The 19656-nt window shown below is 72.4% G+C and carries 20 protein-coding genes; 14 read left to right on the forward strand and 6 right to left on the reverse strand.

Features of this window, described 5'->3' with window-relative positions:
* Positions 1 to 10: 10 nt before the first annotated feature.
* Entirely contained in the window at positions 11 to 721 is a 711-nt protein-coding gene (locus ACZ4MU_RS26200; RefSeq protein WP_467881216.1) for a GNAT family N-acetyltransferase, read from the forward strand.
* Here the strand turns inward: ACZ4MU_RS26200 and ACZ4MU_RS26205 are convergent.
* The 3 genes from ACZ4MU_RS26205 to ACZ4MU_RS26215 are packed head-to-tail and all read right to left on the reverse strand — an operon-like array spanning position 688 to position 2992.
* Positions 688 to 1638 carry an ABC transporter substrate-binding protein gene (locus ACZ4MU_RS26205; RefSeq protein ID WP_467881219.1) on the reverse strand — a complete coding sequence of 317 codons (951 nt, stop codon included), beginning with the start codon at positions 1636 to 1638 and terminating at the stop codon, positions 688 to 690. The two genes, ACZ4MU_RS26200 and ACZ4MU_RS26205, sit on opposite strands and share 34 nt — an antisense overlap.
* Positions 1635 to 2309, reverse strand: coding sequence for an ABC transporter permease (locus ACZ4MU_RS26210; RefSeq protein ID WP_467881222.1), 675 nt, complete (start codon positions 2307 to 2309; stop codon positions 1635 to 1637). The genes ACZ4MU_RS26205 and ACZ4MU_RS26210 overlap by 4 nt, the downstream gene beginning before the upstream one ends.
* Positions 2306 to 2992, reverse strand: coding sequence for an ABC transporter permease (locus tag ACZ4MU_RS26215; protein WP_467881399.1), 687 nt, complete (start codon positions 2990 to 2992; stop codon positions 2306 to 2308). Before ACZ4MU_RS26215 ends, ACZ4MU_RS26210 begins: the two co-directional genes overlap by 4 nt.
* A gap of 218 nt (positions 2993 to 3210) precedes the next feature.
* Between ACZ4MU_RS26215 and ACZ4MU_RS26220 the strand changes: the two genes are divergently transcribed.
* The 5 genes from ACZ4MU_RS26220 (at position 3211) to ACZ4MU_RS26240 (ending at position 6762) form a co-directional block, all read left to right on the forward strand.
* The gene (locus ACZ4MU_RS26220; protein WP_467881224.1) at positions 3211 to 3684 is read left to right on the forward strand and encodes a hypothetical protein; all 474 of its coding nucleotides are present in this window, start codon (positions 3211 to 3213) and stop codon (positions 3682 to 3684) included.
* Between the two features lie 320 nt (positions 3685 to 4004).
* Positions 4005 to 5099 carry a hypothetical protein gene (locus ACZ4MU_RS26225; RefSeq protein WP_467881226.1) on the forward strand — a complete coding sequence of 365 codons (1095 nt, stop codon included), beginning with the start codon at positions 4005 to 4007 and terminating at the stop codon, positions 5097 to 5099.
* Positions 5100 to 5238: 139 nt separating this feature from the next.
* Positions 5239 to 5631 (forward strand): WXG100 family type VII secretion target, encoded by a 393-nt coding sequence (locus ACZ4MU_RS26230; protein ID WP_467881229.1) that lies wholly within the window; start codon positions 5239 to 5241, stop codon positions 5629 to 5631.
* A gap of 53 nt (positions 5632 to 5684) precedes the next feature.
* The gene (locus tag ACZ4MU_RS26235) at positions 5685 to 5990 is read left to right on the forward strand and encodes a WXG100 family type VII secretion target (protein ID WP_467881232.1); all 306 of its coding nucleotides are present in this window, start codon (positions 5685 to 5687) and stop codon (positions 5988 to 5990) included.
* A 28-nt stretch (positions 5991 to 6018) separates the two neighbouring features.
* Positions 6019 to 6762, forward strand: coding sequence for a hypothetical protein (locus tag ACZ4MU_RS26240; RefSeq protein WP_467881234.1), 744 nt, complete (start codon positions 6019 to 6021; stop codon positions 6760 to 6762).
* Positions 6763 to 6793: 31 nt separating this feature from the next.
* On the opposite strand, the gene ACZ4MU_RS26245 is transcribed toward ACZ4MU_RS26240, so the two are convergent.
* The 3 genes from ACZ4MU_RS26245 to wrbA all read right to left on the reverse strand — a co-directional run bounded on the left by ACZ4MU_RS26245 (position 6794) and on the right by wrbA (position 8249).
* Positions 6794 to 7213, reverse strand: coding sequence for a VOC family protein (locus tag ACZ4MU_RS26245; RefSeq protein ID WP_467881237.1), 420 nt, complete (start codon positions 7211 to 7213; stop codon positions 6794 to 6796).
* A 16-nt stretch (positions 7214 to 7229) separates the two neighbouring features.
* On the reverse strand, positions 7230 to 7451 hold the full coding sequence (locus ACZ4MU_RS26250) for a hypothetical protein (protein ID WP_101391168.1): 222 nt from the start codon (positions 7449 to 7451) through the stop codon (positions 7230 to 7232).
* Positions 7452 to 7646: 195 nt separating this feature from the next.
* Entirely contained in the window at positions 7647 to 8249 is a 603-nt protein-coding gene (gene wrbA, locus ACZ4MU_RS26255) for an NAD(P)H:quinone oxidoreductase (RefSeq protein WP_467881240.1), read from the reverse strand.
* 198 nt (positions 8250 to 8447) lie between these two features.
* Between wrbA and ACZ4MU_RS26260 the strand changes: the two genes are divergently transcribed.
* From ACZ4MU_RS26260 to asnB, 8 genes are all read left to right on the forward strand, one after another.
* Positions 8448 to 9074 (forward strand): TetR/AcrR family transcriptional regulator, encoded by a 627-nt coding sequence (locus ACZ4MU_RS26260; RefSeq protein ID WP_467881242.1) that lies wholly within the window; start codon positions 8448 to 8450, stop codon positions 9072 to 9074.
* A gap of 259 nt (positions 9075 to 9333) precedes the next feature.
* Positions 9334 to 9711, forward strand: coding sequence for an STAS domain-containing protein (locus ACZ4MU_RS26265; RefSeq protein ID WP_467881245.1), 378 nt, complete (start codon positions 9334 to 9336; stop codon positions 9709 to 9711).
* Positions 9712 to 10641: 930 nt separating this feature from the next.
* Positions 10642 to 12120 carry a sugar transferase gene (locus tag ACZ4MU_RS26270; RefSeq protein ID WP_467881247.1) on the forward strand — a complete coding sequence of 493 codons (1479 nt, stop codon included), beginning with the start codon at positions 10642 to 10644 and terminating at the stop codon, positions 12118 to 12120.
* Between the two features lie 82 nt (positions 12121 to 12202).
* Positions 12203 to 13528 carry a nucleotide sugar dehydrogenase gene (locus ACZ4MU_RS26275; RefSeq protein WP_467881250.1) on the forward strand — a complete coding sequence of 442 codons (1326 nt, stop codon included), beginning with the start codon at positions 12203 to 12205 and terminating at the stop codon, positions 13526 to 13528.
* Complete coding sequence (locus ACZ4MU_RS26280; protein ID WP_467881253.1) at positions 13518 to 14798, forward strand: glycosyltransferase family 4 protein; 1281 nt, start codon at positions 13518 to 13520, stop codon at positions 14796 to 14798. Before ACZ4MU_RS26275 ends, ACZ4MU_RS26280 begins: the two co-directional genes overlap by 11 nt.
* Positions 14795 to 16159 carry a Wzz/FepE/Etk N-terminal domain-containing protein gene (locus ACZ4MU_RS26285; RefSeq protein WP_467881256.1) on the forward strand — a complete coding sequence of 455 codons (1365 nt, stop codon included), beginning with the start codon at positions 14795 to 14797 and terminating at the stop codon, positions 16157 to 16159. The genes ACZ4MU_RS26280 and ACZ4MU_RS26285 overlap by 4 nt, the downstream gene beginning before the upstream one ends.
* Positions 16156 to 17715, forward strand: a complete 1560-nt coding sequence (locus tag ACZ4MU_RS26290) for a Wzz/FepE/Etk N-terminal domain-containing protein (protein ID WP_467881259.1) — start codon at positions 16156 to 16158, stop codon at positions 17713 to 17715. Before ACZ4MU_RS26285 ends, ACZ4MU_RS26290 begins: the two co-directional genes overlap by 4 nt.
* A gap of 3 nt (positions 17716 to 17718) precedes the next feature.
* Positions 17719 to 19653 (forward strand): asparagine synthase (glutamine-hydrolyzing), encoded by a 1935-nt coding sequence (gene asnB / locus ACZ4MU_RS26295; RefSeq protein WP_467881261.1) that lies wholly within the window; start codon positions 17719 to 17721, stop codon positions 19651 to 19653.
* Positions 19654 to 19656: the final 3 nt, after the last annotated feature.

Raw genomic sequence — 19656 nt, forward strand, 5'->3', positions numbered from 1 at the left:
TGATGGGTCCATGCCCCAGCTGGTCCCTGCCGTTGTCCCGGCAGGCCGCCTCGGACGGTCCGACCAACCGGCCCTCGCGGTATCCGCCGGTCTGTTCCTGCGGCCCTGGGAACTCGACGACGCGTCCTTCGTCTACCAGGCGTACCAGGATCCGGCGATCCAGCACTGGACGCGGCGCCGGGCGGACTGCGAGATCGAGACCCGGGGGTGGATCGCGCGCTGGCGGCAGGGCTGGCGGGCCGAGACGGACGCCCACTGGGCGGTGGCGCGCGCCTCGGACGGCGCGCTGGTCGGCTGGGTCGCCCTGTGCTGCCTGGATCTGGCGGTGGGCCGCTCCGAGTGCCGGTACTGGATCCTGCCCTCGGTCCGCGGCCAGGGAGCGGCGCCCGCGGCGGTCTCCGCGCTGGCCTCGTGGGCGCTGGACACGGTGGGCCTGCACCGGATCGAGATCGCCCACCCGACGGCCAACGACGCCGCCTGCCGGGTCGCCCTCAAGTCGGGTTTCTCCGCGGAGAGCACTCGCCGCAGCGCCCAGTTGCACGCGGACGGCTGGCACGACGTGCACGTCCACGTGTGCGTCCAGGAGAGCGCCGACGACCCGCCGGAGCCGCTGCCGGCGGACCGCGCGGCGGGACACGTCCAGCATCGGTTGCACCGGCGCGGCAAGGACCGGCTGCGGGACCGTATTCAGGGCCGCAGAAGACCCTTCGACACCAAATAGTCCCTGGCCACGTCCTTGGCGAGCCGCCGCCAGCTGTCCACCCGCTCATTGAGGTCCGCCAGGTCGGCGGTGGTCAGCACGGTGTTGAGCGCGCCCAGCGCGCCTGTCACCCCCTCGCTCCCGGCCCGCGACCGGTTGACGACGGGCACGATGTAGTCGGCATTCTGCAGATGCCGGTCGTCGGCGAGCAGGACGAGTCCGAAGGCGTCCAGGGTCGCGTCCGTCGTCGTGGTGAGGACCATCTGGTCCTGCCCGTTCTGCACGGCCTGCTTGGACTGGGTGGTGCCTACGCCCTTGGGGTCGACGGCGGTGATGTCGATGCCGTACGTCTTCTTCAACCCCGGTGCGCAGTAGGGCCGTTGAACACACTCGTCCCCCGCCGCGAGCCGTACGGGAAGTTTCGCCGCGCCCAGGTCGCCGAGCGTCCTGAGGCGGTGGCGGCGGGCGTACGCGGCGGTCACGGCGAAGGCGTTCTGGTCGACGGCCCGGCCCGGGTCGAGGACGGTGAGACCACGCGGGGCGGCGAGGGCGCGCAGGGCCTTCATCGTGGTGGTGAGGTCGGGCGAGCCGACGGGGGGCGCGTCCGGCCCGTGCGCCTTGGCGTTGAGCCAATCGGCGAGGGTCGCCGCGTACTCCGGCACGACGTCGATCTGCCCGGCCTCCAGGGCGGGTTCGTACAGCTCGCGGTTGGTGACCGAGAGGATCTTGGTGCGGTAGCCGGCGCGGTCGAGCAGCAGGGCGTACATCTGGGCGAGCAGATCGCTCTCGGTGAATCCGGCGGTCCCGATGGTGAGGTGTCTGCTGTCGCCGGGGGCCGCGGTGACGGCGCCCTGGTTCTCCAGGGCGGGGCCGGTGGTGCAGGCGGTGAGGGCCGTCGCGGCGAGCAGTCCGGCCGCGCAGGCGCGCCGGGCCCTCATACGGGGCCGCCCCTCGCCCGCGCCGGCCCGAGTCGCTGTACGGCCTCGAAGACCGCCTCCACCACCAGCGCGAAGACGGCGACGAGGACGGCCCCCGCCACGACCTGCGGGGTGGAGGCGAGGTTGAACCCGGCGGTGATGATCCGGCCGAGACCTCCGCCGCCCGCGAGCGCGGCGAGAGTGGCGGTGGCGACCAGCTGCACGGCGGCGATACGGACCCCGGTGAGGACGAGTGGCAGTGCGAGGGGCAGTTCGACCCGCCACAGCATCTGGCCGCCGGTCATCCCCATGCCGCGCGCGGCCCGTACGACATCGCGGTCGACCTCGCGCATCCCGACGTAGGCGTTGGTCAGCAGCGGCGGCACGGCGAAGAGGACGAGGGCGACGACGGTGGGCGCCTCACCGTGCCGCCCCAGCGGGGTGAGGAGCAGCAGGACGAGCACGGCGAAGGTGGGCACGGCCCGGCCGATGTTGGAGAGGTTGACGGCGAGGGCGCCGCCTCTGCCGAGGTGCCCGAGGACCAGGGCGACGGGCAGCGCGATCAGGCAGCTGAGGACGAGGCAGAGCGCGGTGAGCCAGAGGTGTTCGCCGAGCCGGTGCCAGATGCCGTTCTCGCCGTGCCAGTGGGCGGAGCTGGTGAGCCAGGACCAGGCGTCGGAGAGCGTGCTCATGCGCGTGCCGCCCGCGTCCAGGGGGTGAGCAGCCGCTGGGCGAGGAGGAGGACGAGGTCGGCGGCGACGGCGATGACGACGCAGAGGACGGACGCGGTGAGGACCTGCGCCTTGAAGTAGGTGTTCATCCCGGCGTAGATGAGGTTGCCGAGTCCGCCGTAGCCGACGATGGCGCCGACGGTGACCAGCGAGACGGCGGAGACGGTCGCGATCCGCAGCCCCGCCATGGCGGCGGGCAGGGCGAGCGGCAGCTCCACGGCGAGCAGCAGCCGTACGGGCCCGTATCCCATACCGCGCGCGGCCTGGCGGGTGTCCTCGGGAACGGCCCGCAGTCCCGCGAGGATGTTCCGTACGAGGAGGGTGAGCGAGTACAGCACGAGCCCGGCCACGACCAGTGTCGCCGACAGCCCGTACACCGGCAGGAGCAGCGAGAACATCGCGAGGGAGGGGATCGTGTAGAGGACGGTGGTGAGTCCGAGCACGGGTCCGGCCGCCCACCGCCATCGCCGCGCGGCGATGGCGAGCGGGAGGGCGATGACCAGCCCGATGACGACGGAGACGAGCGTGAGCTGGAGGTGCTGGACGACGGCGTCCCAGAGGATCGAGCGGCGGGAGGAGAGGTAGTCGCCGCAGATCCAGTCGTTGTGGGCGAGGCAGTCGTCGGGGGGCGCGTCGGCTGCCACGAGAGGGGGCGCGCCGTGGGGCGGCGGCGCGGTGGGCTGTCCGGCGGTCACGTGTTCATTGGAACGTGGGGGGTGGGGAGGGCGCGCGGGGGGATGGGCCGATGGGGTGGGGATGGCCGTCCCGTGACCGCGTCTTGGCTTCCGCCCCTCGCCCGGCCGGAGAGGCGGAAGCCGGGAGACGGCTGTGTCCCCAGGGCGGCGTTCCCTATCCTCCGGCCATGGAGTGGGCGACGGTGGTGGGGACGGTCATGGGCGCGGTGATCGGTATGGGCAGCACGCTTCTCGGCGAGCGGGTGCGCTGGAGACGGAGCCTGGGCGAGCAGGAGCGGAGCGAGTTACGTACGGCGTACGCGCGCTACCTCGAAGCGGCGACGCTCGCCAGGGACGCGATCTCGCTGGCGAGCCGTTCCCTAGGGGTCGCGCCGGAACAGCGGGCCGATCAGGCCAGGCCGGCGATCCAGGACAATGCGGTGTACGCACGCCAGTACGAGCTGGAACTCGTCGCTCCTGCGGAGGTGGTCACCAAGGCACGGGCGGCGACGAGGGCCCTGGGCGACTACCGGGATGCGGTGATGGCGGGGGCAACGTACGAGACCGCCGGGTGCGCGGAGGCGCGCCGCGCGTTCCGGGGGGCGCGTCAGGACATCATGGATGCGATGCGGAGCACGTTGGACCGGGGGCGGGGGAGGTAGGGGGTGCGGAGGCAGGGGCCGAGGGCACCGAGGAGAAGAGATCCGAACCTCCGGGAGGACGACGGCACGGGTTGGCCGCCACTGGAGTGGGCGCTCCGCGGCCCCCATCCAGAAACCGTCGAGCTCCTGGTGAGGGCGGGCGCGACGCCTCGCGGGGGAACTCCGTAGCGTCCGCAGGCCCCGCACCCTCGAACCGCCGCTGACCCTCTCCACACCCCAACGGACGACAGTCGCGGCACCCGTCGAACGCACTCATCGGCTATGGGATCATGGGCCGGTTACCGGGGACATACCCGGCGGTGGTCGATACGGGGACAGCCATGAGTGCGGTGGGGGATCAGGACGGCGGTTCGGCCGTGCCTGACGAGGAGTGGGAGCGGTTTCTGCGGGAGTCCGCGGAGGGTGTGGCGGACGCGCCCAAGGAACCGTCCGCCCGGGCTCGGGGGGTGGCGCGGCGGTTGCGCGACGAGCCCGGGACACCGCAGGCATGGCGTGGTTACTCACCGGCCCGGCCCAGGCGGAGGAAGCAGGGCTGGTACGTCGTCGGCTTTCTGGCCTCGCTCGCCTTGCTGGCCGTGGCCCTGTTCCCGGGGCGGGTCGTCGACTGGTTCGCCGGTGACGGGTCGGCGGACACTCCGCTCGCCGCGGAGACGGCTCGCCCCAGTCAGGCACCCCCCGCCCAGGCATCCGGACACCCCACTCTCGACGCACCGTTCAGGGGCTCCCCCGCCGAACGCTGGGCCGACGGCGCCGCGGGGATCTCGGTTCCCGAAGCCAGGGCGACCGGGTGGATGAGCAAGGCACAGGTGTCAGCGGCCCTCAACCGCACCCGGGACTTCCTCGCCGCCTCCGGCCTGGATCCGGCGGTGCTGCGGGGCGAGCACCCCGCCAAGGCGATCGCCCTGATCAACCCGCACCAGCGGGACGTCCAGGACTACTTGTCGACCGCGTTCCGCACACCCAGCAGGACGAACGACCCGCTGCTGCTGTTCAGCCGTTTCGACAAGACGCGTACCCGTCTCGTCGGGGACGTGGTGAAAACGCGCGGCCGGATCACCTTCGAGCAGGGTGATCGCGGTGCGCTCCGGGTGGCCACGGATGTCACATACGTGTACCCCGTCGTCCGCGCGGCCGCGGGCAGCAGTGAGGTCGAGCGGACGATCGTGCGGCGCGAAGTGATGACGGACTGGGACGATCCCACGAAGGTGATCACCAAGGCGGGCACGTTCTCCCTGGTCTCGTACAAGATGAACATGACCAACGGCGGTTGCGGCGAACCGAACGGCTACTTCACTCCGGCGTTCGGAACAGAGCGGGACGCCACGGCGGGTGGACCCGCGATCGATCCGTACGACCGCAGCACCGCCATGGAACAGCGGGATGGGAAGGGGTGCGGGGTCGCGACGCGGACGTAGGCGGGGGCAACCGCCGACCGGCTCCCGTCTCCAGCGCCTCACCCACCCTCACCGGCCACATCTGGCTCGTTCCCAACTCCCCTCCCCCGCACCCCCGTTGTAGGGTCCCGGCATCGCTGTCTACCGGGGGGTGGGCGTCATGCAAGGCAAGCCGGATCTCGGGGTGCCCGAGGGAGACGGGCTGGCCACACTTGCCGCAGATCTGCACGACATGCGGAGCCACCTCGACCAACAGGTCCGGCGCATGGACGGCATCGTCGACCGCATCGAGGCCGGATGGCGCGGGCCCGCCTCCACCGCCTACCGCGACCTGCACCGCGGTGCGGCGAAGGACGCCGTGCGGATACGGGGAGTCCTCGCTGTCGTCGAAGAAGCCGTACGGGTCGGCCGGGACGGGTTCAGTGAACAGGATCTCGCCGTTCTCGCCCAGATGCGCCAGATCCAGGACCACGTCGACGTCGGCCGCGAGGCCGACGCCCTCCAGGCTCCCCCCTCCGCGCCCGGTTCACGCAGCGGCATCAGCGATCTGTAGGCCTGTCCCCCGCCGCCTCGCTCCGCCGTCCAGCCCCCAGGAGGGCCCCCGCCATGTCCGGCCCCGACGAGCACATAGCCGTACGCTTCAGCGCGCTGCGCGAACTCGCCGGTGAGCTGGAGGACATCCTCAAGCAGCTCAACGAGAAGCTCGGCGCGCTGTACACCCGTACCGAGAAGGTCGTGCTCACCTGGGACGGCGAGGCCCGCGACGCCTTCGTCGCCGAACTCGACCGGTGGGACCGCGACATGCAGGACCTCCAGGCCCGGCAGGCCTGGCTCCACCACGTCGTCACCACCGGACACGCCAACTACACGGCGGCCCATCTCGCCAACCTGCGTGGCTGGGGCGCCGTCTGATGACGCGCTGTGGGAGACGCTGGCGCACGTGCGGACCTGGGAGGAAGTCGAGCCCCATCTGAGCCACCCGCTGCTGCGGCACCTCGTGGTGCACGCGCGCGTGCTGCGCGGGGAGGACCTGTCCGGCGCCGACGGGCTCGATCCGGGGGCGTACGGCGGTGTGCCTCTGTCACTCGCTCCCTGGGAGGCGGAGTTCTGGGACGTCCGGGAGCATCCCGGCTCGTCGGGGCGGAGCGGCGGGGGCGCGGCCATCGCCTCGCTCTCCTCGGTCGGGCGCGAGGGCCGCAAGCGGCTTCCGCGGGCCGGCGGCGGGGCCGTACCCGTGCTCGCCGCGCCCGAGCCTCTGGTGCCGGGCGCACCCGCGTACAGTTTCGTCAGGGTCTCCGGGCCCGTGCGGTGCGGGGTGGAGGAGGCCGTTGCCCGGTACCTCCACACCCTCCCCGCCATGGAGCGGCCCTCGTACGCCACCCCGATCCCATTTGCCGCCGCCTACCCCGACCTCGTGCCGGCACTCGGCGGCAGCGGTGCGTACGCGACGGTGGCCTCCACGGCGCTCGGCCGTATCGCCGTCTGGCGGATGCTCAGGCGGTTCGCAGGACTGTCGCCCACGGCTCCCCCGGCGGACGTATCCGCCTTCGTCGCCGGACTCGCCTGTCTCACCTGGGAGCTGTCGAGCGATGAGATCTGGTTCGTCCATCTCGCCATCGGCCGGGGCGGCCCGGAGGGGCGGGGAGACGTCAGTTGGATCGTCGACGGGCAGGACATCGACTGACCTCGTCCTCATCGGGCGCGGCCGGCCGCGCTCACTGGCTCAGCAGCGAGAACGTATGCCCCGCCGGGTCGGAGTAGAGGCGCCTGTCGAACGGGCCGCCGTTGTCCTTCGTGTCCAGCGGGCGCGCGCCGAGCGCGATCACCTGCCGCTCCACCGCGTCCATGTCCGCCCGCTCCACCAGGAGTTCCAGGTGCGCCTGCTGGGAGTCGTCGGGGCGGGGCCAGCTGTTGGGGGCCGCGCCGTGGTCGCGGCGGAAGGCCATGCGCGTACCGCCGCGGCCGGTGATCTCGATCCGCTCCCGGCCGCGATCCTCCTCCGCCGGGGGTTCGCCGCCCAGCAGCCGCGCGTAGAACTCGGCCAGGGCCTCGGGCTCGGCGCAGTCGAGCGCCAGGACGCCCGCCAGTACCAGGCCAGTCGACTCCGTCGACACCTTCTTGGACAGTTCTTCCATGCCAGGCCTCCGCGGCTCAGTAGTAGCGGCGGTCCTCTTCGACCACCGGGGCCGCAGGAGGCGGCGGCTGGACCCGCCGGCGCTTGAAGATGCTCACGTACGCGGCCGTTCCGATGATGCCGACGGCCATCAGGACCAGACCGGCGACGTGGATGTTCATCCCCTGGACGTGCCAGTCGACCGCGAACGTGAGAATCGCTCCGATCCCTATCAGCAGAATGCATCCGCCGAGACCCATGGCTGTACCTCCGAACTCCGACTGCGCGTACGGTCGGTTGGTACGGGTGCCCCTGCGGGGCCGTACCTAACGTCCGCCGGTCGCGCCACCGTTGGCGGAGGGCGTCGGCGCCGCCGGTGGGCGCGGTCGCGGCCGGGTACGCGCCGGGGCCCGGCCGTCGTGGACGGCCGGGCCCCGGGACGTGCGCGCGAGGTGTCAGCGCGTGCCCGCCTGGAGGCGCGCGGCGATCTTCGCCAGGCGCTCTCCCTGGTAGCGCGCGGCCTCCAGCGTCCCCTCGGAGACGGGAGCGGAACCCGCGTGGACCGTGCCGTAAGGGTTGCCGCCCGCGCCGTACACGACCGGGTCGGTGTAGCCGGGCGAGACGATGATCGAGCCCCAGTGGTGGAACGTGTTGTACAGCGCGAGCGTCGTCGACTCGTTGCCGCCGTGCGTGTTGATGGCGCTGGTGAAGCCGGTGGCGGGCTTGTCCACCATGACTCCGCGCTGCCACAGGCCGCCCGTGGTGTCGATGAACTGCTTCAGCTGCGCGGCTATGTTGCCGAAGCGGGTCGGGGAGCCGAGCGCGTACGCGTCCGCCCACTCCAGGTCGTCGAGCGTGGCGACCTCGACGTCCTTGGTGTCCTCGACGTGCGCGCGCCAGGCCGGGTTGGAGTCGATGGCGGCGTCCGGAGCGAGCTCGGGGACCCTGCGCAGCCGGACCTCGGCGCCGGTCTTCTCCGCCCCCTCCGCGATCGCCTTGGCGAGCTGGTGGACGTTCCCGGTGGACGAGTAGTAGATGACCGCGACCTTGGCACTCATGACGAGGCCCCTCCCAAGCAGAGATCGTAAACGGAGCGTGAAGAGGAAGTGGATAGCTATCCGGTTCCTCTCGGCACGAGTAAAGCGGATAGGAATCCACTTTGCAAGAGGTGGCCGGGGGGCTGCACGGATGGCCCGGGAGCCTGCGCCCGCCGCGCTCCGCGATCGAAACGGATAGCTATCCGGTAGCCTCGGACCATGACCCGCATCGAACTCTCCGTCACGGGCCAGGACCCGCCGGAGCGCGCGGACGCCGCCCGCAACCGACGGAAGATCCTGGACGCGGCGGCCCGGCTGGTCGCGGAGCAGGGACCGCGGGCCGTCACCATGAACGCGGTGGCCCACGCCGCCTGTATGGGCGTCGGTACGGTCTACCGCCGGTTCGGCGACGTCAGCCAGCTCCTCTTCGCCCTCATGGACGACAGCGAGCAGCGCTTCCAGCAGGCGTTCCTGTCCGGCCCCCCGCCCCTCGGCCCCGGCGCCCCGCCCGACGAGCGGCTGCGTGCCTTCCTGCACGCGCTCGCCGACCGGATCGTGGAGCAGCGCGAGATCATGCAGATGGCCGAGGCCGCGTCACCGAGCGCGCGCTACACCACCGCGGTGTACGCCACGCTGCACACCCATGTGTCGATGCTCCTGCGTACGGCGCGGCCCGAGGCGGACATCGCGATGCTGGCCCATCTGCTGCTCGCCCCCTTCGTCCCGAGCCTGTTCGAGCACCTGACGGCGGGCCGCGGGGTGACGCCGGAGCGGATCAAGGCGGGCATCGACGATCTGCTGGGCGTGCGGCGCGCTCCCGGCGACCGGGCCGACGGCCGTTCCTGAACGCCGGACGGGGCCGGATCGCGCCGATCGAGCCGAATCGGGCCGGACGGCCAACTGCGGATCCGGCAGCGGATCGGTCATATGCCAATGCGTAATGTTCAATGGCCACTTGGGGCGGGCATGCACTCAGCGAAGGCCCGAGTTCTCGACATCCGAGGCCGGAGGTCTCCACCGAGTCCCGCCCCGCCGCACCTCCTCCCCCGTACCCTCTCCTCCGTCGGCCTCCGGGCGGGCGGGTCGCCTCCACCGAGGTGAGCACATGATCACCGTCCTACCGGACTTCGCCCCACCGTCACGCGTCTACCGCATGCACGGGCATACGGTCCTGGCCCTCTGTGGCGAGATCGACATCGCCACCGCCGCCGAGATCGTCCCGTACCTGGAGTCCGTGACCGCCCCGTACGAGCCGAAAGTCGTGATCGACCTGAGCGCGGTCACCTTCTTCGACTGCTCCGGCCTACGACTGCTCAGTACCGCGCGCCGACGCGTGCGCGCCCGCCACGGCAGCCTCACGGTGGTGTGCGCGCACCCGTTCACCCTCCGGATCCTGGCGCTCTCGGGCCTCGGGCCCGCGCTGCACCTGGTCCCCACCCTGGAGGAGGCCGTCCGCCCACCGGCCACGGCAGGCCGCGACTGAGCGGGGCGCGCCGCGCGCGTGGCGGGCCGTCCGCTCTCCATGACGCCCTCCTCGGCGATCAAGTCGCCCAGAAGGCCGGCCTCGTGGTGGGTGAAGGCGCGGTAGGTCTTTCGGGAGCCTTTCCGAAATAAGGCATCAGGGCGTGCCCAACTGCGGGACACCATCGGCCCTTCCGGTGAACCGACGGTTCTCCACCGTGACCGGTATCGCTTCGGACATGGCCGGTCACCGCACCCATGGGAGAATTATCGGACGGGCAGCCCGCCGTCAAGACGCCGTTCCGTTTTCATCCATCACCCATGCGGAAACAGGCCACAGTTGCGCGGCCGGATCTCGGGTTTTCACCCGGTGGGCATACCGGCGTCGCGCCTCCCCCTGGGCTCCAACTCCCCCGGAAAACACCGCAGAACCGGCCTCCGCGGCCCGGACCGATCGCCCCGTCCGCCCCGGGAACCCGATACCGCACACCGGTAATTGATCAACGCCCCGCGGACCCGCGGAAAGGTTGAGCACGAATTACACACATCCCCTCTACATACCGGCTCCCATGGTCTAGATTGTCCGTGCTTCAGCCGCTCGGTCTTGAGGCAACCAATAACGATCAATAGGTCCGGCGAAACGGACAGCCGCAGTCGCGTCCCCGTCACCGGACATGGGGGTGATCAATTCCTGGCACCCCGTGAGGGGCCTCGGGTGTGGGGAGCACCTGGGGTTTCGAGGGGTTCCGGTGTTTTCCGAGAAGCCGGCAGGACCTGTGAGTCAGCTGCCGCAGGGTGGGTTTGTCGTTCAACCAGCACTGAATAGCCGGGATGTCATGCGCGGGGGCCGTGGGCCTCCCGTGGGGAGACACAGTGCGGGGGGCGGGGGCCTCCTGGGGGGAGGAACAGTGTCAGGCGAACACGTCCAACCACTGCTGACCTGGGGGGTCCTGTGCGGCAGGGGGGACTAGTCGGTCCGTTTCCGCCGGCGCGAAGACCGCTGGCCGACGAGGTGGTCAGCCGGCCCGCGATCGACTGGGAGCAGCGGTACCGCCGTACCGTGATCACCAGTGACACCCTCGCCACCGCCTTCATGGTGGCGGCGATCGGCGCCTTCTTCGGGGCCCGGGACGCGGCCAACTGGCATGAGAAGTGGGGCATCCTCACCTTCGGCACCGAACTGCTGGTGCTGGGAGCGCTCGCGGTGAGCCGGGCGTGGGCTCCCGGTGTACTCGGCCAGGGCGCCGAGGAGTTCCGCCGGCTCGGGCGCGCGCTGTTCACGGCGGCCGTCGTCCTCTCGCTCGGCGGGATCGCCCTCACCTCGCGCAACATCAAGCTCTGGATCTTCGTCGCACTTCCCGCGATCGGCCTGGTCACCATGACCGCGCGGTATCTGCTGCGCCTGGGGCTGCACAAGCAGCGCAAGCAAGGGCGGTGTCTGCGCCCGGTGCTCGCGGCCGGGAGCCCGGCCACCGTGTGCGACCTGATCGCCCGTACCCGCAAGTTCCCCCACCTCGGCTGGCGGGTGGACGCGGTGTGCACCACGGACGGCCTCGGCCTCGACGGCGACCAGCTGGACGGAGTGCCGGTCGTCGGCCGGCTGGCGGACGTCGCGGGCCATGTCCGCCGCGACGGCTACCGCGTCGTCGCGGTCACCCCGGACCCGCACTGGTCACCGGACCGGTTGCAGCGGCTGGCCTGGAACCTGGAGGGCAGCGACGCCGAGATGGTCGTGGCCCCCGTGCTGATGGAGGTGGCCGGCCCGCGGCTGCACGTCGACGCGGTGCTCGGGATACCGCTGCTGCGGGTGAGCATGCCGACCTTCACCGGCGGCCGCCGCGCGGTCAAGGAGGTCGTCGACCGGATGGGCGCGGCGCTCCTGCTGCTGCTGTTCGCACCGCTGATGGTGTGCGTCGGGCTCCTTGTGCTGGCGGACAGCCGCGGTGGGGTGTTCTACCGCCAGCGCCGGGTCGGTAAGGACGGCCGCGAGTTCACCATCCTCAAGTTCCGCACCATGGTCGCCGGGGCCGACCGGGCACGGGCCGCGCTGGCCGACCGCAACGAGGGCGCGGGCCTGCTGTTCAAGCTCCGCCGCGACCCGCGGGTGACCCGGGTGGGAGCGGTGCTGCGCCGGTACTCGCTCGACGAACTGCCGCAGCTCTTCAACGTACTCACCGGATCCATGTCGCTCGTCGGCCCGCGGCCTCCGCTGCCGGAGGAGTCCGCCGCGTACGGCCCGGACATCCGGCGGCGGCTGCTGGTCAAACCCGGACTCACGGGCCTGTGGCAGATCAGCGGACGCAGTGACCTGCCGTGGGAGGAGGCGGTCCGGCTGGACCTCAGGTACGTGGAGGACTGGTCGCTCGCCCTGGACACAGTGATCTTGTGGAAGACGCTGCGTGCGGTGCTCTACGGCCAGGGGGCCTACTGATGCGCGGGCGGCCGGGACGCGACGTTCCCGCCGACGCGCGGACCACGGGCCGCAGGGGCCCGCGTGGGGGGAGGGACGGGGCATGAGGGTCAGCGTCTTCGGGCTCGGTTACGTGGGCTGTGTGTCGGCCGCGTGCCTGGCCAGTGCGGGACACGAGGTCATCGGGGTGGACGTGAACCGGGTGAAGGTCGACCTGGTCAACGACGGCAGGGCCCCGGTGGTGGAGGAGCGGATCGGTGAACTCACCGCCGAGGTCGTGGGGAGCGGGGCGCTGCGCGCCACCGCCGACGTCCGCGAGGCGGTGTGGGGCAGCGAGGTGTCCCTGGTCTGCGTGGGCACGCCCTCGGAGCCCAACGGCAGTCTGTGCACCACCTACTTGGAGCGGGTCACCGAGCAGATCGGCGCCGCGCTGGCCGAGCGGGCCGGGCAGGGGGGCCGGCACACCGTCGTCTTCCGCAGCACCATGCTCCCGGGCACCTGTCTGAACCTGCTGGTGCCGATCCTGGAGAAATACGTCGGCGGCACGGCCGGGGTGGACGTCGGCGTCGCGGTCAACCCGGAGTTCCTGCGCGAGGGCACCAGCGTGCGGGACTTCTTCGACCCGCCCAAGACCGTCATCGGCGAGCTCGACCCGGCCAGCGGCGACACGGTGGCGGCGCTGTACGAGAGCCTGCCCGGCGAGGTGTTCCGGGTGCCGATCCCGACCGCCGAGGCCATCAAGTACGCGGACAACGCCTTCCACGGCCTCAAGATCGGTTTCGCCAACGAGCTGGGCGCGGTGTGCCAGGCGCTGGGCGTGGACTCGCACCAGGTGATGGACGTGTTCCTGGCCGACCGGAAACTGAACATCAGCCCCGCCTATCTGCGGCCCGGCTTCGCCTTCGGCGGCTCCTGCCTGCCCAAGGACCTGCGCAGCCTGGTCCACGCGGCACGCCGGGCCGACGTCTCGGTGCCCATCCTCGCCCATGTGCTGCCCTCCAACTCCGACCACCTCCAGCGGGCGGTGGACCTGGTCGAGCGCACCGGCAGACGCCGGGTGGGCCTGTTCGGCCTGTCCTTCAAACCCGGCACCGACGACCTGCGCGAGAGCCCGCTCGTCGAACTGGCGGAGCGGCTCTTCGGCAAGGGGTACGACCTGAGGATCCATGACGCCAACGTCAGCCTCTCCCGGCTGATGGGCGCCAACCGCGAGTACATCGAGACGCGGCTGCCGCACCTGGCGCACCTGCTCGCCGACTCCGTCGAGGAGGTGCTCGCGCACGCCGAGGTGTGCCTGGTCGGAACCAGGGACCCGGCCGTGCTCGCGGCGCTGCCCCATGGCGAAAGACCGGTGATCGTCGATCTCGTCCGCATGCCCGACGCCGAGGCGCGCCGGGCCGAACCGGGGTACGTGGGCCTTGCCTGGTGACACAGCGTTCGGTGGCACGGCCGGCTCCGGCCGGCCTGCCCGGCGCGCACTGATCCTCGTGGAGAACCTGTCGGTGCCGTTCGACCGGCGGGTGTGGCAGGAGTGCACGACGCTGCGCGACGCCGGGTGGGAGGTGCACGTCATCTGCCCCCGGGGAAGCAAGCGCGACACGGAGCCGGAGGCGGAGATCGACGGCGTACGGATCCACCGCTACCCGCTGCGCGCGGCCACCGGAGGACCGGCCGGGTATCTGCGGGAGTACGCGACGGCGCTGTGGCACACGGCCCGGCTGGCCCGCAAGGTCGGCCCGGTCGAGGTGGTCCACGCCTGCAACCCCCCGGACCTGCTCTTCCTGCCGGCGCTGTGGCTGAAGCGGCGCGGCGCGCGGTTCGTCTTCGACCAGCACGACCTGGTACCCGAGCTGTACCTCTCCCGGTTCGGCCGCGGTGAGGACCTGCTCTACCGGGGGGTGTGCGCGCTGGAGCGGCTGACCTACCGGGCCGCGGACGTGGTGCTCGCCACCAACGAGAGCTACCGGGACGTCGCGGTGCGCCGCGGCGGCCGACGGCCCGCGGACGTGTTCGTGGTGCGCAGCGCACCCCAGACCGACCGCTTCCAACCGGTCGAGCCTGAGGAGGAGTTGAAGCGCGGCAAGCCTCATCTGCTGTGCTATCTCGGGGTCATGGGCCCCCAGGACGGCGTGGACTACGCCCTGCGGGCCCTGGCGAAGCTGCGCGACGAGCTCGGACGGACCGACTGGCACGCGGTGTTCGTGGGTTCCGGCGACGCCTTCGACGCGATGGTGGAGCTGTCCGGGCGGCTCGGGCTCTCCGGCCAGGTGCAGTTCACCGGGCGTGTGCCGGACGCCGATCTGGTGCGCTATCTGTCCACCGCGGACGTGTGCCTCTCCCCCGACCCGCGCAACCCGCTCAACGACGTGTCGACCATGAACAAGGTCCTGGAGTACATGGCGATGGGCAAACCGATCGTCTCGTTCGACCTGAAGGAGGCGCGGGTCTCCGCCGGTGACGCCGCCCTCTACGCGCCCGCCAACGACGAGGCCGCGTTCGCCGGGCTCGTCGCGCTGTTGCTGGACGACCCGGAGCGGCGGGCCCGGATGGGCAAGGCCGGGCAGGAGCGGATCGGCGGGGAGCTGTCCTGGCGGAACTCGCAGGCCTCGCTGCTCGCCGCCTACGCCGTCGCCTGCCGGCAGCGCACCGCGGCGCGGGCGGGCCGCCCGGCACGAACGGCGAGGAGGCCGCGCCGTTGAGCGATGACACGATACGCCTGGTCACCCTCGGGCGGATGTTCCGCAGGCGCTGGCAGTTGCTCACCGTCCTCGCGGTGGTGGGCGCGCTCGTCGGCTACGGCTCCTCGGTGTTCTTCCCCCCGCGCTACACGGCGTCGGCCTCCGTCCTGCTGCCGGGGCAGTGGGAGGAGCGCGAGCTGCTGACCCAGGCGGAGATCGCGAGCAGTTCGGCGGTGGTCGACCGCGCGGCCGGCACACTCGGCTGGCGCGGTGGCGGTGCCCGACTGCGGGACCGGGTGAGCGCCAAGGTCACCGACGGGAACATCATCAGGATCTCGGGTACGGCCGACACCCCGGAGGGCGCGCAACGGCTCGCCGACCAGCTGGCCCAGCAGTACGTGGCGTTCGCCGCGCGGATCGCGGGCGACACCAGCGACCCCGACGCGGCGGCCGGGCCCGAGGCGCTCCGGCAGAAGGTGGAGCAGGCCAACCGTCGCATCAGCGAGCTGGCCAACGCGGCCGATCCGGGGCAGACCGTGGAGAGCGTGCAGGCGCGCACCGAACTCGAGAAGCTGCGCACCGCGCTCCAGGAGGCCATGAAGAAGCTGGACCAGGCCGACCCGGCGACCAGCAAGGCCGGCATGGTCGTGATGGGCCCGGCGGCCCGCCCCACCGGTGAGGCGCCGCCGACGAGGACGCAGCTCACCGTCGCCGGGGCGCTGCTCTTCCTCGTGCTCGCGGTCATCGGCCACCTCGCCGCGGCCCGGATGAACCGCCGTCTGTGTACCGAGGCGGAGATCGCCGCGGCCCTCGGCTCGACGCTGCTGGGCAGCGTCGACGTCCCCGGGGAACGGGCCGCGCGCCGGTCCGAGGGGCGTGGCCCGCGGAGCCGGGTGCGCCGGATCCTCGGTCTCGACGGCCGGTGGGACATGCCGGAGCCGCCGGTGTCCGGCGACGAGGCCGGCAGGCGGCTGCGCCACCGCCGGGTGTGCGCCCGTCTGCGGGACCGGCTCCCGGCGCCGCGACGGCTGCTGGTCATCGTCCCGGACGGCGACGAGACCGCCCGTCTGGCCGCCGCGGAGCTCGTGGCCGAGGCCGGGAGCGGTCCGCTGCTGCGGGTGGTGGAGGTCTCGGTGGCCCGGCCGATGGTGGCGGACCGCGGCGCCGAGTCCGGCGCCCTAGTCGTGATCGGCGTGGGCAACTGGACCGCGGAGGAGCTGGCCGGGGTCGCCGGGGCGTGCGCGGACGCCGAGCACGAGGTCGTCGGCGTCGTCGTGGCCCGCCCGGTCCGGGCCCGTCCGGCGCGGGCCGCCACCCCTGCCCCGCGGCACACCGTCCCGGTGATCGCGGTGGGCGACGACGCGAGGCGGGGTTCGGTGTGACGGGCAGGACTCCGCAGGCGCCGGACGCCTCCCCGCTCTTCGACCTCCAGTCGCTGGTGGTGGCGGTCCGCAGACGCCGCCGCCTGTGGTGCTCCCTGGCGCTGCTGGGGCTGCTGGCCGGCGCGGTGATGGCGGTCCTGCGGCCGCCGCCCCCGGCCGCGGTGGCGAAGGTGCTGGTCACCCACCAGGCGGACCAGCCCAACGACACCGGAACGCTGATGCGTACCGATGTCGCCCTCCTGGGGACCACGCGCATCGCAGGGCAGGCCCTCAAGTCCCTCAAGTCCCCGGAGAAACCCGAGGACTTCATGCGGGACTACCGGGGCACCGGCCTGACCAACAACCTGATGCGGATCGACGTGACCGGGGCCGACGACGCGCAGGCGGTGTCGCGGGCCGGGGCGCTGGCCGACGCCTTCGTGGCGGACCACGTCCGGCGGATGCAGGAAGCGGCGAAGGCCGAGGCCAAGGCGCTACTCGACCAGCGTGACCGCATGCGGGACGAACTCGCCCAGGTCAACAGGTCGATCGGGGACCGGGCGCAGACGAGCGGGCCGAAGGCGTCGGCGGGCATCGAGTCGCTCTACGCCCGCCGGGCCGAGCTCAACTCGCGGATCGCCGACTTCGACCAGCGCGCCGCCGAGGCACGCACCGGCGCGCCCCGGCTCGTCGCGGGCACGCAGATCGTGGACGGGCCGCGCGCGGTGCGCCACTCCCTGCCGAAGGCCGCCGTCACCAACGCCGTGGTCGGCCTGGTCCTCGGGCTCGTCCTCGGGCTCGCGGTGGCCGCGGTCGGCACGGTGGTGGCGGACCGCCCCGTACTGCGCCGCGAGATCGCGGCCGATCTGGGCGCCTCGGTCATCGCCGAGCTGCGCCGCACGCCCCCCGGACCGGCGTGGCTGTGGCGGCGCGGCAGGTCCCGGGCGACACACCAGCGCCTCGCCGCGACCCTGGCCCGTGCCGTACGCGGCTGCGCGGAACCGGTCTCGCTGCTGGAACTGGGGTGCGCGCGCGACGCCGCCGCGATCACCCGGGACATCGCCAGGACGCTGGCGGCCGACGAGCCCGTGGTCGTCGTCGACGGCCTGCCGGGGCGCGAGCTCGCCGACGGCCGCCGCGAGCCCGGCGATCCACGCGTGGTCGGCGCCGAGGAGGCCGGCACCGTGGCGCGGCACGAACACCGGCTCGGGGTCGGCTCGGTGGCGCCCGGTACGGCGTGGACGGACCTGCACCACCTCGGCACCCAGACCGTGCTCGTCGTGCGCGCCGGGCACGGCAGCGCCGCGTGGCTGCACACCGTGGCACGGCAGCTCGCGGACCAGCGCATCGTGGTCATCGGTGTGGTGCTGATCGACCCCGACCCGCGCGACCGGACCGACGGCACGCTGTGGGACGGGCCGCGCACCGCGCTGCGCGGCCGGAGCGAGCGGCCGGCCCGCCGCAACGGCGGGGGTGTCTCCCACGCCGTTCAGGCGGTGGGAGAGGGCCGGCGGGGGACGGAGCGGCTGCCGATGTGGGCGGCGCGGGTCCCGGACAGCGATCAGGAGGCGCGGTAGGACATGTGTGGCATCGCAGGCACATACCGGTGGCCGGACGGGAAGGCCGTCACCGACCGGCTCACCGACACCCTCGCCCACCGCGGTCCGGACGGGGCGGGCCGCTACGGCCATCCTCTCGGCGACGGCGAAGTGCACCTGGGGCACCGCCGGCTCGCCATCATCGACCTGTCCGGAACCGGCGCCCAGCCGATGGTCTCGGACGGCCTGGCTTTGACGTACAACGGCGAGCTCTACAACGCGCCCGAGCTCCGGGCCGAGCTGGCCGCCGCCGGGGTGCGCTTTCGCGGGACCTCCGACACGGAGGTGCTCCTGGAGGCCTGGCGGCGCTGGGGCACCGACTGCCTGCCCCGGCTGCGCGGCATGTTCGCGTTCGCGGTCTTCGACGAGCGGACCGGAGAGCTGGTGCTCGCCCGCGACCAGCTCGGCGTCAAACCGCTGTTCCTGCTGCGGCGCGGCACGGGCCTGGTGTTCGCCTCCGAGCTCAAGGCGCTCGCCGCGGTGACCGGCGGCTCGCTGGAGGTGGACCACGGGGCGCTGGTGGCCTCCCTGCTGTACTACTGGGTGCCCGACTCGCGCTGTGCGCTGCGCGGGGCGGAGAAGCTGCCGCCGGGGAGCTGGCTGAGGTGCCGCGCCGACGGCCGGACGGAGCGCGGCCGGTTCTGGAACCTCAAGGACGTCGCCGCCGAGGGCCGGGAGCGGGCGCGCGCCGGTGAGCTGCCCGACCTCGCCGCCGTCGTCGAGGAGTCGACGCGCCGGCACCTGCTCTCCGACGTACCGGTGGCGACCTTCCTCTCCGGCGGGCTCGACTCCAGCTATCTGACCGCCCTCGCCGCCCGCCACCGGCCCGGTATCTCCGCCTACACGATCGGGTTCCGCGCCGAGGACGCCCGGTTCGAGGCGATGCCGGACGACCTGCGCTACGCCCGGCAGGTGGCCGAGCGGTTCGGCGTCGACCTGCACGAGATCGAGATCGCGCCGAACGTGCTCGACCTGCTGCCGCGGATGACGTACCACCTGGACGAGCCGATCGGCGACCCCGCCGCGATCAACACCTTCCTGATCTGCTCGGCCGCCCGGGAGGCCGGGGTGAAGGTGATGCTCTCGGGGATGGGCGCCGACGAGCTGTTCGCCGGGTACCGCAAGCACTTGGCCAACCTGCTCGCGGTGCGCTACCAGCGCGTCCCGCGCCCCCTGCGGCGCGGAGTGTCCGCGGCGGTGGACCGGCTGCCGGTCGCCACGGCCCGCCGGGGCTACCGCTCGGTGCGCTTCGCCAAGCGGTTCCTCTCCTTCGCCGAACTTCCGGAGGAGACCGCGTTCCGGCGCAGCTACACCCTGTACGACCAGGAGGAGCTGCTCGCCCTGGTCGACCCGGACCTGGCCGGGACGGTCGAGGACGTACTGACCGAGCACGCCGACGTCTACCAGGACAACGATCTCGACGACTTCGTCAACCGCATGTGCCTGGGCGACACCCGGATGTTCCTGCCGGGCCTGAACCTGGCGTACACGGACCGCTCCAGCATGGCCGCCTCGACCGAGGTGCGGGTGCCGTACGTGGACGTCGAGGTGGTCGGGGCGGCGTTCGCGGTGCCCGGCGACCGCAAGATCGTCGGACGGCAGGGCAAGGCCGTCCTGAAGGAGGCCGCCCTCCCGGTGCTGCCCCGGGAGATCGTGTACCGGCCCAAGGGCCTGTTCAGCGCCCCGCTGCGGGCGTGGATGAGCCGGGACCTGGCGCCGTTGGTGCGCGAGGTGGTCAACGACGGCGAGCTGGTCCGCTCCGGGTTCCTGCGCCGGGACGCGCTGGCGCGGATGGTCGCCGAGGACGCCGCCGGGCAGCGGGACTTCTCCAAACATCTCTGGCATGTGCTGACCCTCGAGTACTGGTATCGCGGCGCGACCTCCGGGTCCGGCGAGAACACGCGCCTGTCGGCGTAGAAG

This window comes from Streptomyces sp. NPDC026377 (genome assembly GCF_055567715.1).